This window comes from Jiangella gansuensis DSM 44835 (assembly GCF_000515395.1).
GTDB lineage: Bacteria > Actinomycetota > Actinomycetes > Jiangellales > Jiangellaceae > Jiangella > Jiangella gansuensis.
The window spans coordinates 5,360,522-5,375,576 of sequence record NZ_KI911782.1 but is presented as its reverse complement, the minus strand read 5'-3'; the positions used below and the strand labels follow the sequence as shown (position 1 = coordinate 5,375,576).

The 15,055-nt window shown below is 71.1% G+C and carries 10 protein-coding genes; 5 read left to right on the top strand and 5 right to left on the bottom strand.

The genetic code is table 11. The features are described 5' to 3' along the window. Positions 1-159 precede the first annotated feature (159 nt). A complete protein-coding gene (locus tag JIAGA_RS0125465) occupies positions 160-2,052 on the bottom strand; it encodes an acyl-CoA dehydrogenase (RefSeq protein WP_026877835.1) in 1,893 nt (630 codons plus the stop codon). A gap of 177 nt (positions 2,053-2,229) precedes the next feature. On the opposite strand from JIAGA_RS0125465, the gene JIAGA_RS32395 reads away from it, so the two are divergent. The 4 genes from JIAGA_RS32395 to JIAGA_RS0125445 all read left to right on the top strand — a co-directional run bounded on the left by JIAGA_RS32395 (position 2,230) and on the right by JIAGA_RS0125445 (position 10,193). Next, positions 2,230-2,700, top strand: coding sequence for an META domain-containing protein (locus JIAGA_RS32395; protein ID WP_051426509.1), 471 nt, complete (start codon positions 2,230-2,232; stop codon positions 2,698-2,700). A gap of 348 nt (positions 2,701-3,048) precedes the next feature. Next, positions 3,049-6,564: a hypothetical protein gene (locus JIAGA_RS32390; RefSeq protein ID WP_035812967.1), complete on the top strand. Its 3,516-nt coding sequence runs from the start codon at positions 3,049-3,051 to the stop codon at positions 6,562-6,564. Between the two features lie 676 nt (positions 6,565-7,240). After that, positions 7,241-7,804 carry a GNAT family N-acetyltransferase gene (locus JIAGA_RS0125450; RefSeq protein WP_026877834.1) on the top strand — a complete coding sequence of 188 codons (564 nt, stop codon included), beginning with the start codon at positions 7,241-7,243 and terminating at the stop codon, positions 7,802-7,804. Positions 7,805-7,949: 145 nt separating this feature from the next. Beyond that, a complete protein-coding gene (locus tag JIAGA_RS0125445) occupies positions 7,950-10,193 on the top strand; it encodes an FtsX-like permease family protein (RefSeq protein WP_026877833.1) in 2,244 nt (747 codons plus the stop codon). 12 nt (positions 10,194-10,205) lie between these two features. Here the strand turns inward: JIAGA_RS0125445 and JIAGA_RS0125440 are convergent, their stop codons facing one another. From JIAGA_RS0125440 to JIAGA_RS0125425, 4 genes are all read right to left on the bottom strand, one after another. Further along, positions 10,206-10,583, bottom strand: a complete 378-nt coding sequence (locus JIAGA_RS0125440; protein WP_026877832.1) for a VOC family protein — start codon at positions 10,581-10,583, stop codon at positions 10,206-10,208. 61 nt (positions 10,584-10,644) lie between these two features. After that, positions 10,645-11,973: a glycoside hydrolase domain-containing protein gene (locus JIAGA_RS32385; RefSeq protein ID WP_084470114.1), complete on the bottom strand. Its 1,329-nt coding sequence runs from the start codon at positions 11,971-11,973 to the stop codon at positions 10,645-10,647. Between the two features lie 72 nt (positions 11,974-12,045). Continuing rightward, positions 12,046-12,903 (bottom strand): DUF1906 domain-containing protein, encoded by an 858-nt coding sequence (locus JIAGA_RS0125430; protein WP_211239849.1) that lies wholly within the window; start codon positions 12,901-12,903, stop codon positions 12,046-12,048. Between the two features lie 170 nt (positions 12,904-13,073). Further along, positions 13,074-14,111, bottom strand: a complete 1,038-nt coding sequence (locus JIAGA_RS0125425) for an alcohol dehydrogenase catalytic domain-containing protein (RefSeq protein WP_026877830.1) — start codon at positions 14,109-14,111, stop codon at positions 13,074-13,076. Positions 14,112-14,250: 139 nt separating this feature from the next. Here JIAGA_RS0125425 and JIAGA_RS0125420 point away from each other — a divergent pair, with 139 nt between their 5' ends. After that, positions 14,251-14,862 carry a hypothetical protein gene (locus JIAGA_RS0125420; protein WP_026877829.1) on the top strand — a complete coding sequence of 204 codons (612 nt, stop codon included), beginning with the start codon at positions 14,251-14,253 and terminating at the stop codon, positions 14,860-14,862. The last annotated feature ends 193 nt before the right edge of the window (positions 14,863-15,055 follow it).

Sequence of the window (15,055 nt, the reverse complement as noted above, 5' to 3'; positions counted from 1 at the left end):
CAGCCGAAACCCCGCACCCGCGTTGATCTTGGAGTAATCGCAGAACTGCCGCCCGAAATGTCCGATAGTTTTTGCGGAAACTCCAAGATCAACGCCGGCGCGGGCGCGGGCGCGAGCACGCGGGCGGCGGGCGCGGCGCGGGCCCGACTGGGGATTGGGTCAGAACGCGGCTTCGTCGAGGTCCATGAGTGCGTTGTCGGTCGCCTCGGCGACGGCCCGTTCGGCGGTCAGCCGCGGCAGCACCTGGCGGGCGAAGAACTGCGCGGCGCCCACCTTGCCCTCGTAGAACGCGTGGTCCTTCGCGGCCGGATCGTCGTCGAGCCGGCTCAATGCGACCGCCGCCTGCCGGACCAGCAGCCACGACACGACGAGGTCGCCGGCGGCCAGGAGCAGCCGAGTGGTGTTCTGGCCGACCTTGTAGATGTTGCGTACGTCGCCGCCCTCGGCGCTGGGGTCGGACGACATGAGGAAGCCGACCAGGGCGCCGAGCATCCCCTGCACGTCCTGCAGCGCCTGGGCCAGTAGTTCGCGCTCGACCTTGAGCCGGCCGCCACCCAGCTCGTCGTCGATGGTCTGCTGAATCTGCTGCGACAGCCAGCCGATGGCCTGGCCGTTGTCGCGGACGATCTTGCGGAAGAACAGGTCCTGGCCCTGGATCGCGGTGGTGCCTTCGTAGAGGGTGTCGATCTTGGCGTCGCGGACGTACTGCTCGAGCGGGTAGTCCTGTAGGAACCCGGAGCCGCCGAAGGTCTGCAGCGACTCGGAGCCGAGCAGCACCCAGGACCGTTCCGATCCGTAGCCCTTCACGATGGGCAGGAGTAGGTCGTTGACCCGCTCGGCGGTCTCGTCGGTCTCGCCCCGGGCGTCCGCGGCGGCGACGCGGTCCTGCATGGTGGCTGTGTAGAGCACCAGCGCCCGCATGCCCTCGGCGTAGGCCTTCTGGGTCATCAGCGACCGGCGCACGTCCGGGTGATGCGTGATGGTGACCCGTGATGCGGTCTTGTCCGTCGCTCGGGTGAGGTCGGCCCCCTGGATGCGCTCCTTGGCGTACTCCAGCGCGTTGAGATAGCCCGACGACAGGGTGGCGATCGCCTTGGTGCCGACCATCATCCGCGCGTACTCGATGACCTGGAACATCTGCGCGATGCCGTCGTGCACGTCGCCGAGCAGCCAGCCGACCGCCGGCTCGCCGTCGGCTTCGTGGCCCCGACCGGGAAGCGCGTCGCGGCCGAAGGTGAGCTCACACGTCGACGAGACCTTGAGGCCCATCTTCTTCTCGACGTTCGTGGCGTAGACGCCGTTGCGCTCGCCGAGCTGGCCGGTCTGCGGGTCGAACCGGAACTTCGGCACGATGAACAGCGACAGGCCCTTGCTGCCGGGACCGCCGGCGCCCTCAACGCCGACCGGCCGGGCCAGCACCAGGTGGATGATGTTCTCGCTCATGTCGTGCTCACCGGAGGTGATGAACCGCTTGACGCCCTCGATGTGCCAGCTGCCGTCGTCCTGCGGGTACGCCTTCGTGGTGCCGGCGCCGACGTCGGAGCCGGCGTCGGGCTCGGTGAGCACCATGGTGGCCGCCCACTGCCGGTCGATCATGATCTCGGCAATGCGCCGCTGCTCAGGCGTGCCGTTGCGCCAGATGACGCTGGCGAAGGACGGGCCGGACGCGTACATCCAGGCCGCGGCGTTGGCGCCGAGGATCAGCTCGGCGGCGCCCCAGAACACCGACGGCGGCAGCGGGGTTCCGCCCAGGCCCTCCGGCAGCGCGAAGCGCCAGAGTTCGGAGTCCATGAGTGCGGCGAAGCTCTTCTTGAACGACTCGGGGAGTGTGACCGTGCGGGCGGCGGGGTCGTAGACCGGGGGATTGCGGTCGGAGTCGACATAGGACGCGGCCAGGTCGTCGCGGCTGAGCCGGTCGACCTCGGCCAGGATGCTCCTGACGGTGTCGATGTCGAAATCCGGGTACCGGCCGCTGCCCAGTTGCTCGCCGCTGCCGAGGACGTCGAACAGGGTGAACTCGATGTCGCGCAGGTTGGACTTGTAGTGGCCCATGCGTTCCTCCGTGCGGCCGTGCCGATAGCTACCAGCGAGTAACACCATGATGCTACTAGTGAGTAACTTCGCGCAACCCCGGTTGGCCCGACTCGTCGATCAGTTGGCCGCGGCATGGAACTGAGGGCGTCCCGGCTCCGTCCCATAGACATGCGACGACTAGGAACCCTGGCCGCCGTGGCGAGCATCGCCCTGATCGCTGCGTGCGGTGGCAATGACAGCGACGACGGCACCACGGCGGTACCCGAGGACGGCTCCGGCTCCGGCGGCTCGTCCGAGCCGGCTGTTTCGATCGTCAGCAGCCGGTGGGTGCTCGACCAGCTCGAGACGGCGGAGGCCTCGTTGCAGGCGCCGAGCGAGTCCGAGGCCTGGTTCGAGATCGGCGAGAACGGCGACGTCACCGGCTCCACGGGCTGCAACGGCTTCAGTGGTGCGGCCGAGGTGGGCGACGCCAGCATCACCTTCCAGCCGCTGATCTCCACCCGCCGCGGCTGCTCCGGCGAGCTGGGCGAGATCGACAACGCCATGCTCAGCGTCCTGCGCGGCGAGGTCACCGCCGAGATCTCCGGCGACGTTCTCACCATCACCAATGCCGAAGGCGGCACGCTGACCCTGCAGGCGTCCGACCAGCCTTCCACGGAGCTCTGACCCGGAGCGCCCGGCCGGCCTCGGCCTGCTGGGCACAATCGCCTCGCTGGCCGCCTGCGGCGACGGCGGTGGACCTGTCGCCCGCTCACCCCTGGAGAACGCCACCGAGAAGGCTTGGGGCGGCGGCCGGCGGTTGACCACCGCCGCCGGGTGTTTGTCATGGTTCATGCGACTTTCCACAACTGATCCACACCCTGTGGGCCAGTGCCGGATCGGGGCCACGTGAAACCCGGTGACGACACGCGCCCGGGCCGAGTTCACTTCGACACGGTCCATCCTGATCCGTGCCTATTGCGCGAGCGGGTTACATTGATCACCGCGGCGTGACCGGCGGTGCCAGGAGGCAGTGTGCGTGACAAGCTGAGTCGGGCGGAGTCGGCCCTGCGCTCAGCCGTCGCCAACGGTGGTGAAGCCGACCTCGGCCGCGACATCGACCCGCGAGCCGTCGTCTCACCGGACGCCTGGGACACCGGCCGCACGGTCCGCGCCAAGGTCATCGACGAGTTGCTGCGCGACACCACCGGGGTGCCCGGCGCCGCCGTGCGGCTGACCGGGGCCCGCATCACCGGCGGGTTGCGCCTGCGGTACGGCCGGCTGGAGCGGCCGCTACGGCTGGACCTGTGCTGGATCGACGACGTCGTCGTGCTCGCCGAGCTCACCGCCGCGGGCGTCGAACTGGTCCGCTGCCGGGTGCGCGACCTGCGCACCGAGTCCGTGGACGTGCAGAGCACGGTGTCGGTACGCGAGTGCCTGGTCGACTCGGCCACTCTGGTGGACACCCGGGTACACCGCTCGGCATCGTTCGAGGACACCCGGTTCGTCGGGCCGTCGACGCTGTTCCACGCGCGCAACCTCCGGGTCGGCGGCGACCTCCTGCTCAACCGCGCCCGGCTGTTCGCCCAGGGCGGGGTCGCTCTCGACGCAGAGCGGCTGATGGTCGACGGCGGGCTCGGCCTGGTAGGTGCCCGGACCCGTGGGCCGGTGGTGTTGTCCGGGGCGTCCGTCGCCGGCCGGGTGGACCTCACCGACGCGGTCCTGCGGCACCGCGACGGCGTGGCGCTCGACGCCCGCCGTCTGGTCGCCGGCGGGATCCAGGGCCGCGGCCTGCGGTGCAGCGGCGCCATCGACCTCGGGCACGCCACCATCGCCGGGAGTGTCACGTTCGACGCCGCCGTCCTTGCCAACCCCGGCGGCGATGCGCTGCGCGCCGGTGACATCGAAGCGGACCGCATCGAGGTCGAGGACGGCACCCGCATCCTGGGCCGGCTCCTCGTACCGCGCGGCGTGATCCGCGACACCCTGGCCCTGCGCGGGGTGGAGATCAGCAACCCCGGCGGGTACGCCATGGTGGCAATCGGCACGACGGTGGGCTCGCTGGTCGCCGACCGCGCCCGGCTGGTCGGCCGGGTGGTGCTCGACGAGTTGGAGGCCACGTCGGTCCGGCTGGTCGGCGCCCGGGTGACGAATCCGGGTGACTCGTGGGCGCTGAGCCTGCAGTCCGCGACGGTGCGGCGCGACCTCAACCTGGAACGGCTGACCGCGCGGGGCGGGCTGAACATCAAGGGCGTGCGGGTCGCCGCCGGCGTCTTCCTGGCCGGTGCCAGCCTCGACGGCGGCCATCGTGCGCTGGCCGCCTCCCGTGCCGTGGTCGGGGAGCGGGTGGTGTTCGGCCGTCGGTTCCACTGCCGCGGCGACATCGACCTCGCCCACGCCGACCTCGGCAAGAGCCTGAACCTGGACGGTTCCCGGGTGCAGGGCCAGGTGCGGTTGTTCCAGGCGCGGATTCGCAGCGACGTCCTGCTGCGTGGCGCTTACATCGAATCCTCCGGCATGGGCATCGACGCCATCGGGCTGCGGGTCGATGGCCGGTTCACGGCGCGAGGCCTGGTCTGCGACGGCGCTGTCCGGCTCACCGCGGCGGTGGCCGACAGCGTCGTGCTGACCGGCGCCCAGGTGTACAACCCGGACGGCAACGCGCTCATCGCGCCGCGCATCGAGGTGCGCGGCGACTTCATCGTCGGCAACGACCCCTACTCGTCCGACCTCGGCGGCTTCTGGTCCGACGGCGGCATCGTCCTGCGCGACGGCAAGGTCGGCGGCGACCTCGTCTTCGACGGTGCCCTGCTGCGCCGCCCCGACCACCGCGTGCTCGACGCCACCGGCGTCCAGGTCGGCGGCAAGGTCTCGATTGAGAGCGCCCGCATCGAGGGCGCGGTCTCGTTCGACCAGGCGCACGTGCGCCGCCGGTTCGTCCTGAACGACGCGGTGCTGGCCGGGCACGGGGTCGGATCCACCGACGGGCCGATCGTGTTCAGCGCGATCCAGACCATGTCCGACGAGTTCCTGGTCGACGGCGGCGTCTTCCACGGCGCGCTGCGGCTGACCGGTTCCACGTTCGCCGCCGGGCTGAGCATGCGCGACGCGCGCATCGACTCGCCCGGCCCGACGGCGCTGCTGGTCCCCGACATCACGTGCGGCGTGGTCCGGCTGACCCGGCTCGACGTCGACGGTGCCGTCATCGTGGCCCGCTCACGGATCGGCGGTGACCTGCTCGTCGACGCCGGCACCTACCGCCATCCGGGGCGCATCGCCGTCGACGCCGCTCAGGTGACGGTCGGCGGCCTGTTCGTCGTCCGCGAGGCCGAACTCACCGGCGGGTTGTCCCTGCGCCGGGCCGAGGTCGGGTTCGGCGTCGTCATGACGTCGTTGCACGGCACGGTCGGCAGCCGGGTGGACGGCCGGGCGCCGGTCGACCAGGTCATCGCCGCGGCCGGGCTGCGGGTCGAGGGCAACGTCGAATGTCGCGACCTCACCCTGGACGGGCAGTTCTCTCTCGCCGAGGCCGTGCTCACGGGCCGGCTGGTCGTGCGCGGCGCCAACCGCTTCACGAACCCCGGCCGGACAGCCGTGTACGCGCTCAACCTGCGGGTTGCCGGGTCGGTGGAGTTCGGGTCCGGCGACGACGGCGGTGCGCTCGACATCGTCGGCGACGTCCGCCTGGACCGCGCCCACCTCGGCGAGATCTCGTGGGAGGGGGTCACGCTGCGGCCGGGTGCCGTCGAGCACCCCGGCGACGGCGCGGCCGACGAGGTGAAGCCGCTGGTGACCCTGCACGAATCCGTCGTCGCCCGGCGGGTGATGATGAACGGGCTGAGCATCGTCGGCACGGCCAACCCGGGCCGGCCGGCCGTCGTGGACCTGTCCGAGATGCAGGCCGGCACGGTGGAACTGCCCGCCGGTGAGATCGCCGTCGACCTGCGCGACTCGGAGATCCGCACGCTGGTCATGGACCCCACCGACACCACCATGGTGATGCTGTCCGGCCTGACGTTCGACGACCCCGGCGACGCCGACGTCGAGACCGCGCTGGCGTGGCTGCGCCGCGACCCGACCGGCTACCAGCACCAGGTGTACGAACAGCTCGCGGCGCACTACCGGCGCGCCGGCGACGACGCCGCGGCGCGCTCGGTGATGCTGGCCCGGTTGCGGCACCGGCGCGACCTGCTGGGCTCGGCGTCGTTGGGGCAGTGGCTCATGAAGGCCTGGGGATATCTCCAGGACTCCACCGTCGGGTACGGCTACCGTCCCGGCCTGGCGGCGGTGTGGTTCGCCGGGCTCCTGCTCTTCGGCACCGGGTACTTCTGGAACAAGGAACTCGACCCGGTCGAGGTGAACGTCCACCCCACGTTCAACCCGTTCGGTTACGCACTGGACCTGCTGATCCCGCTGCTGAGTCTCGGCCAGGACGCCGCCTGGGACCCGCGCGGGCCCGATCTGATCGTGGCCTACGGGCTCGTCTTCGCCGGTGCGGTGCTCGCCACCACCGTCGTGGCCGCGGTGACCCGGGTGCTGAACCGGCGCTGAGCCGGTCCTCGGCGCACGGTTGTCCACAGATTCTGTGCACAGGGGTGTGCGTAACAGCAGCGTCCACGCCTGCCGGGCTGTGGACAGTCCTGTGGGTTCCGCCGGACCCGGATTTTCTTCCCCGGATCCTCTTGTGCGGGTTGCCGGTGAGGACTAGAAATGCTCCATCGTCCCCGGCGATTCGAAGCTCGAAACCAGGGTGACCTGGTCGAAGGCGTCGAGAGAGCCGAGGACGGGCCGTCCGGAGAACGGCAGCTCACCGCGCCGGGACCACCCGGTGACCGCGTCCGATGCGCGGGGTGACTGACGGAGCCGTGCGGCAGACCGGAAGAGCCCTGAAGCCGCGAGCTGATCGTGTGCTTCGTCGCCCTAGCCGTGACATCGGGCGCGGTGAACATCCGGCCGGGCAGCCGGCATGGATGGTTCCGGTCGTCTGAGAAGGCCCCTCGGACCCTTACTCCGAGGGGCCTTCGCCGTGCGTGGAACCGCGCGTCATTGTCTCACGCCCACCTGCGCGCCTCACCCCGTCGTCCACCCTCGAAATGATCACGTCCGGCATGGGTCCTCACGCTCCACCACGAATGCTTGCCTTGTGGCGCGGAAGGAATCCTGGGGGTGGCCGGGCAACCCGGTAAACCCGTTGCCGGCACGATCCGGGCCCGGGTAGACAGTTCGCGTGATCAACGCCGCTGCGCTCGCCACCACGCCGACTCTCACCGCAGACCGCATCCGACTCGTCCCACTGGAGCCCAGGCACGCCGCTGCCGTCTTCGCGTCCCTGCAGGACCCCGAGTCCAACCGGCTCACCGGCACGCACCAGACCTTCACGCTCGAACAGATCGAGCGCTTCTGCGCCACCCGGGCCGACCAGGACGACCGGCTCGACTTCGCCATCGAGGACGTCGAGACGGGCGAGTACGCGGGCGGACTGAGCGTCAACGAGACCGACGCGGACAACGAGTCCGCGGGGTTCCGGATCGACCTGGTCGCGAAGTACCAGGGCCGCGGCCTCGGCCCCGAGGCTATCGGGCTGATCCTGCGGTACCTGTTCGAGGAGGTCCGCGTGCACCGGGTCGGGCTCGAGGTGTATTCGCTCAACGAGCGTGGTCAGCGGGCGTACGAGAAGTGCGGCTTCGTGCTCGAGGGGCGGCTGCGGGACGCGCTGGTGTGGGACGGCCAGCGCTACGACGCCCTGCTCATGAGCATTCTCCGGCCGGAATGGGACGCCCGCAACGCCTGACCCCTGGGGCTGTCCCCACCGCGCACTCGCCGGTCAGCGCCATGGGACCGGCCGCCCTGGCTCCGTAGCGTCGGTTTCGATCTCGCGCATCCCGCGCGACCGACGAGGGAGTTCCGGTGCACCCGACATTCCAGGCGGTGGCTCGATGATTCGGCTGGCCGCCCACACCCTGCGGCACCGCGCCGGCACCTTCACCGCGGCGTTCGTCGCGATGTTCCTCGGCGCCGCCATCGTGATGGCTTGCGGTGGCCTGATGGAGACCGGCATCCGCACCGCGGTGCCACCTCAGGAACTGGCCGGTGCCGACGTCGTCGTCGCCGGTGACCAGCGGTACGACATTCCCGGGTCGGAGGAGTCGGCGGTGCTGACCGAGCGGGTCCGGGTCGACGCTGACCTGGTCGGCTCGGTCGCGGCCGTCGACGGGGTGCGCAACGCCGAAGGGCTCGTCCTGGACGACCCGGCCCCGGCCGGCACCGTCGACGTCATCGCGGTCACGACCGAACCGGGCGTCGACGCCCAGTCTCTCGACGACCGGGTCAGTCACGTCCTGGACGGCACCGCGACGACGACGCTCGCCGGCGACGACCGCGGCGTCGCGGAGCTCCCCGAGGCCAGCGCCAGCAGTGAGGACCTGATCGCTCTGGCGGGTGCGTTCGGTGGGTTCGCGATCGTCGTCTCGATGTTCGGCGTCGCCTCGATGATGGCGCTTTCGATACAGCAGCGCGGCCGCGAGCTGGCGCTGCTGCGCGCGGTCGGCGCGACGCCGGTCCAGCTGCGCCGGATGGTGGTGGGCGAGACGCTGGTGCTGTCGCTGATCGCCACCGCGCTGGCCGTGGTGCCCGGCAGCTGGCTCGGCGAGTTCCTGTTCGACCGCATGGCCGACGCCGGAGTGGTTTCCGGGCGCGTGGAGTTCCGGCAGGGATGGATCCCGTTGGTGACGGCCGTTGGTGCGGCCACCCTCGCCGCAGTCAGCGCGGCTCTGGTGGCCGGTCGGCGCGCGGGCACCGTCCGGCCGGCCGAGGCGCTGGCCGAGGTCAGCCTGGATCGCGCGCGTATGAGCCGGTGGCGCGTGTTCTTCGCGCTGTTGGCGCTCGCAGGCGGCACCGCGCTCGGCGTGGTCACGATCACGGTGATGAGCGGGCCGTTGACGGCGAGCACCGCCGGCCCCGCCGTCCTGCTGTGGGCCATCGGGCTGGCGCTGCTCAGCCCTATGCTGACGCGAGCCGTCACGGCGGTGCTGCAGTGGCCGCTGCGAGCGGTCACCGGAACGGCCGGTCACCTGGCGGTGCTGAACACCCGGGCTCGCGTCGGCCGGACGGCCGCCGTCGTCACCCCGGTCGTCCTGCTCACCGGGATCGCGACCGGCATGCTGTACCAGCAGTCGACCGAGAACGCCGCGACCCGCGAGGCCTTCGCCGACGGCTTGGTCGCCGACGCCGTCGTCACCTCGGCGGACCCGGCCGACCCTGACCTGGTGGAGCGGATCACCGCCCTCCCAGGAGTCGCCGGCGCCTCGGCGCACGTTCGCAGCACCGGGTTCGTCGAGAGCCCGCGCGACAGCTCGCAGAGTGAAGAAGGCTGGACCCTTCGAGGCGTGACGCCTGCGGGCGCGGCCGCCACCACCGCCGTCGCCACCGTCGACGGCGACCTGAGCGACCTGCGCGGCGAGGCCGTGGCGCTGGCTGCCGACCACGCGGCCGGCTTGGGTGTCGGCATCGGCGACACGATGACGCTGCGGCTCGGCGACGGCAGCGCCCTGGACGTCGCTGTCGCCGCCACGTTCGACGCCGCCGACGACTACGACAGCCTGCTGCTCCCGGCCGACGTGCTGGCGCCGCACACGACGGACGGCGCGGTCCACGAAGTGCTGGTGGCCGCCGGAGGTGACCCGGACGCCGTCGTCGGCGCCTTGACCGAGCTGGCCGCGGCCGAGCCGGGCCTCACGGTCGACGACTGGGACGCGCTGTTCGAGGCACACGGCGAGCAGCAGCAGACGCAGGCCTTCGCCAACTACACGATCCTGGCCATGATCGGCGCGTACGCGGCCATCTCCGTGATCAACACGCTGTCGTCCAGCACAGGGGCACGCCGTCGCGAGTTCGGCCTACAGCGGCTCACCGGAGCCACCCGCGCCCAAGTACTGCGGATGGTGAGCCTGGAAGGGCTGCTGGTCGCGAGTGTGGGGGTCGTGCTGGGGACGGTGGCGTCCCTCGCGACGCTGGTGCCGTTCAGCCTGGCCCGGACCGATTCCCTGACGCCGTCGGGCTCGCCGCTGATCTACCTGGGGGTGGTCGGTGCCGCGCTGGTGCTCACGCTGGCGGCATCCTTGCTGCCGGGCTGGCGCGCCGTCCGGGGGAGGGCAGCGGCCGCAGCCGTCGCTGTGGACTGAGCTGGGCTCGGTTCAGTCGGGAGAAGCGACGCAGAACTCGTTGCCCTCGGGGTCGAGCATGACGGTCCACCGCTCCAACCGGCGGTGGACCGTCGCGCCGAGCGCCTCCAGCCGCCGGACCTCCGTGTCGCGGTCGACCGCCTCGATGTCGAGGTGGATGCGGTTCTTGGTGGTTTTCGGCTCGGGTACCTGCTGGAAGAACAGCGTCGGGCCGGAACCGCCGACGGCCACCGTCGGGTCGGTCTCCGGGGTGAGGCCGAGCGCCGCGAGCCGGGCGATCTCGGCGTCGTCGTAGGGCAGGACGTCATAGTCGTCGAGCGCCGCCGCCCAGAATCGGGCCAGGCTCGGTGCGTGCCGGCAGTCGATCACGATCTCGCGCAGGGCCGCCATGGCTCCAGGACGCTACGGCACCACCGGTGGGCCGGCAACGGGTTTTCGGCGTCGTCGCCGGTCAGGGACACCGTGGGACCGGTGTGCTCCATGTGGACGCCGAACGGTTCGACACGTAGTAGTCGCTGACCCAGCGCCCGTCGTGCAGCCGGTTCCACACCCGGCTGGTGCCGACCGGCGAGCCGAGTGCCTGGCACATCACCCACGCCAGCGCGCCGGGCGGCAAGGCGGCGCCGGTGGCCGGGTACGACGTGCCCGGTCCAGTGCGCGCGGTCAGCGCTGTCGCGCTCGTCACCTGGCCCGGGTATGTGCAACGCGGCAGCCCGCCCGAGAACGTCGTCTTCGACGGGGTGGAGACGTAGAGGTCGGTGACCCAGGAGCCGTCGGACAATCGGTCCCACACCGACGTGGTGCCGACCCGCTGACCGAGCCCTTGGCAGACGACCGCCAGCGTGCTGCCCGGGTCGCGCCGGCCCACCTGCGGGTACGTCGCCGACGGTCCGCTGCGGGTGGCCAGCCCGACCGTGCTGGTCACCCGGAACCCGCGGGCGACGGTGGCGACCGGCGCGTCCAGGGAGTCGCTGTCGATGTTGATGGTGACGCCGCCCCACGTCTCGTTGTGGTCGCCCAGGTACTGCTTGGCCCGCTGGTGTCCGGCCCACGCGCTGTTCGACGCAGTGGGCCAGCCGGTCAACGCGGGGTTGCCGTCCCAGCGAGCCATCCACACCGCATCCGGCCGGGCATAGCTCGCCGAGTTGTACGTGGCGGCGAGGTCGACCAGACCCGAGTCTTGGTGCACGTACACGCCGGCCAGATAGCCCGCGGCATGCACGGCCAGCGTCCACGCCGACACGTACCGCCGCACCGCCAGTACGCAGGACGTGTTGGAGCGGTCGTAGTGTTCGACGTCGGCATACAGGGCGCTGCCCGGCAGCAGCCCCAAAGCGCGAGCCCGGGCCACCGCGTCCTGGCCGTCGGAGGTGCCGAACGAGCCGGCGTCGGCTGCGGTGTAGCGATGTGGTTTGTTGCCGACCATACAGAACGGCTGCCGGCCGAAATACGTGGGCAGCAGGCGCCAGCCCATCGAGGTGGCGTCCCGGACCCACGCCGCGGTGAGGTTCGGCTGCGCGCAGCCGCGGTTCACGCCACCGAAGTAGATGTTGACGGTGCGGAACGGCGACGCCAGCCAGGCCCGCAGCGCCGCCAGCGACGGTGCCGTGCAGGTGTCGAAGCCGCGCCCGGTGGTCATGGTGGCCGACGACCCCGGCGGGTAGATGCCAGGGGTGGCCGGGTAGCCGCTGGCCGGCGCCGTGAGTGCGGCGACCACGAGCGTCGCCGATCCGATGACGACGCCGGCCGCCCGGGTGAAGCTGCGCGTCCAGCGTCTCATGGCCGACCCCCCGTCCCTACCTCCTTGAGTGTGCTCCGGGGAACGGGCGGTTGACGTGCGGATTCGCAGACGTTACCGACCTGCAACCGTGGCGATGGGCGCGTCCAGGGAGTCGCTGTCGATGTTGATGGTGACGCCGCCCCACGTCTCGTCGTGGTCGCCCAGGTACTGCTTGGCCCGCTGATGATTCGACCACTGGCTGTCCGGTGCGGTGGGCCAGCCCGTCAGCGCTGGGTTGCCATCCCAACGGGCCATCCAGACGGCGTCCGGGCGGGCGTGGTCGGGTGAGTCGTAGACGGCGGAGAGGTCGATCAGCCCCGAGTTCTGGTGTACGTAGACACCGGCGCGGTACTCGGCCGCGTGCAGCGTGCGCACCCACGCGGACACGTAGTTGCGCACCGCGTTGACGCACGAGGAGTCGGTGCGGTCGTAGTGCTCGACGTCGGCGTAGAGGGCGCTGCCCGAGAGTAGCCCGAGGGCCTGCGCCTGCGCGACAGCGTCCTCGGCGTCGGACGTTCCGATGGAGCTGGCGTTGGCCTCGGTGAAGCGGTGCGGCTTGTTGCCGAGCATGCAGCTGGGCTGGTGACCCATGTAGGTGGGCAGGAGGCCCCAGCCGATGCCGGTGACCGACTGAACCCATTCCGGGGTGAGGTTGGGCTGCCGGCAGCCCCGGTTGAGCCCGCCGAAGTAGATGTTCACCGTCTCGTACGGCGAGGTGCCCCACCAGGCCTGCAGGGCGGCGACCGAGGGCGCCGTGCAGGTGTCGAACCCGAGACCCTGGGCGATGGTGGGTTCCGGCATCGCCACCGGTACCTGTTCGGGTTCCGCCGTCGGAGACACGGGCGACATGGTGGCCGCCGCCGTGCTGCCGGTCAGAACCGCGGCCAGGGACACCAGCACAGCCATGACGGGGCCTCGTCGCAGAGTCATGCCATCAGTCATATCACCTCGGATCGGTCACGGTAAGGGGTTCGCGGACACCACCAGGCGTTCTCCCGCTCCGGCAGGCAAGCATTCCTGGTGGAGCGGGAGCACCCATGGTCCACGTGATCATTTCGCGGCAGGCGGCAGGCGGCAGGCGGCAGGCGGCAGGCGGCAGGCTACGGGCGCAGGATCGTGACGCCCGCGGGTGAGCCGTGCGACATGGCCAGCAGTGCGTCCACGCCGTCCTCCAGCGTCAGCTCGCGGCCGATGAGCAGCTCCGGCCGCAGCGTCCCGGCCGCGATCTCCGCGAGCATCGGCGGGTAGTCGTGTGCTGCCATGCCGTGGCTGCCGAGGATCTCCAACTCGTTCGCCACGACCGGGCCCATGGCCACGGCCTGGGTGGCGTGCTCGGCCAGCAGCAGCCCGGCCTGCACGTGCCGGCCGCGCTTGCGCAGCCCGCGTAGGGAGTTCTGGAACGTGGTGGTGCAGCCCAGGGCATCGATGGACACGTGCGCTCCGCCGCCGGTGGCATCGCGGACCGCGGCGGCGACGTCGGGCTCGGCGGACCCGTCGACGACGACGGTGGCGCCGGCCCGGCGGGCCAGCTCCAGCGCCGGGCCCGTGACATCGACGGCGACCACCTGCGCACCTCGCGCCGCGGCGATCATGACCGCGGACAGGCCGAGACCACCGCAGCCGTGCACAGCGACCCAGGCGCCGTCGTGGACCCGGCCCTGCGCCACGACCGCCCGGTACGCGGTGGCGAACCGGCAGCCCAGGCTCGCCGCGGTGGCGATGTCGACGCCGTCGGGTACCCGGACGAGGTTGACCTCGGCGTGCTCGATCGCGACCAGCTCGGCGAACGAGCCCCAGTGCGTGAAGCCCGGCTGGGTCTGCCGGTCGCACACCTGGTGGTCGCCGGCCCGGCAGCGCTCGCAGCTGCCGCAGGCGCACACGAACGGCGTGGTGACACGGTCGCCGATGCGCCAGCCGGTGACCTCCGGGCCGACCTCGGCGAGCGTGCCGGCCAGCTCGTGCCCGGGCACGTGCGGGACGGTGACGTCGTCGTCGTGACCCATCCACGCGTGCCAGTCGCTGCGGCACAGGCCCGTGGCCTGGACCCGGATGATCGCCCCCGCCGGTGGGCAGGACGGGCTGGGCACCCCGCGAACCATGGGCCGCTCGCGGAATTTCTCGTACACCATGGCGCGCACGGTGTGAGCCTAGGACGACGCCGGAAAAACACGGTGCGCACCCCGTCGCCGACGGTACGATCAACTCTTCGACCACCTGCGCGGACGAACCCTGAAGGTGGACATTTCGTTTCGGGGGCGGAAGGGCAGTGCGGTACCGGTGAACGAGGTGTTCGACGCCGCGATGACGCTTCCGGTGCTGCCGTTCACGTTCCTGATGCTGGCGGTGCTCGTCTACTGGCTGTTGGTCATGGTGTCCGGCACCGTGCTCGAACGGCCCGCCGTCGACGGTGTCGGTTTGCGCTCCGCGGTCGGGCTCGGTGGGCTGCCGCTGAGCCTGGTCGTGTCGCTGCTGATCGCGGTGGCGTGGATCGTCAGCCTCGTCGCGACGGCCGCGGTGGTCGACGAGCCGGCCGACCCGCCGCCGAGTCTCGCCGCGTCCATGGGCATCCTGCTCGCAGCGGTCGCGCTGGCCTGGGCTGGGACCGCCGCGCTGGCGGTTCCGATCCGCCGGGCGTTGCGTCGTGGCCCGGTCCACGACCCGGCGGACCTGGTCGGCAACGTGTGCGTCGTCCGGTCCGCCCGGGTCGGACCGGACACCGGGCAGGCCGAGGTCACCGGCGCCGACGGTGCATTGCTCGTCATCGAGGTGCGCCAGCGCGGCTCCGACGAGCTACGCCCCGGCAGCGCCGCACTGATCCACGATTACGACGCCGGCCACCGGGTGTTCTGGGTGTCCGCGTTCGAGCCCCGGCTAGGTACCGGCCTCTGACACCAAACGCTCCACGGTATGTCTGAGTGCATGTGGTTGTGTATGTGTCGATGACGTCATCCTGACTATGGTGTAGGTATGACAGTGCTTATTCAGGCGCGCATGCCGGACGACCTCGCAGACGCGGCTCGTCGGCGGGCGAAGGATCAGGGAACATCGCTGTCGGCATACGTCACTGACCTCGTTCGTCGTG

Bases quoted from the DNA above. Each gene is read 5' to 3' on its own strand.
- JIAGA_RS0125440 (WP_026877832.1), bottom strand. From the start codon at position 10,583: ATGGCGGCCCTGCGCGAGATCGTGATCGACTGCCGGCACGCACCGAGC.
- JIAGA_RS0125430 (WP_211239849.1), bottom strand. From the start codon at position 12,903: ATGACTCTGCGACGAGGCCCCGTCATGGCTGTGCTGGTGTCCCTGGCC.
- JIAGA_RS0125445 (WP_026877833.1), top strand. From the start codon at position 7,950: ATGATTCGGCTGGCCGCCCACACCCTGCGGCACCGCGCCGGCACCTTC.
- JIAGA_RS32385 (WP_084470114.1), bottom strand. From the start codon at position 11,973: ATGAGACGCTGGACGCGCAGCTTCACCCGGGCGGCCGGCGTCGTCATC.
- JIAGA_RS0125465 (WP_026877835.1), bottom strand. From the start codon at position 2,052: ATGGGCCACTACAAGTCCAACCTGCGCGACATCGAGTTCACCCTGTTC.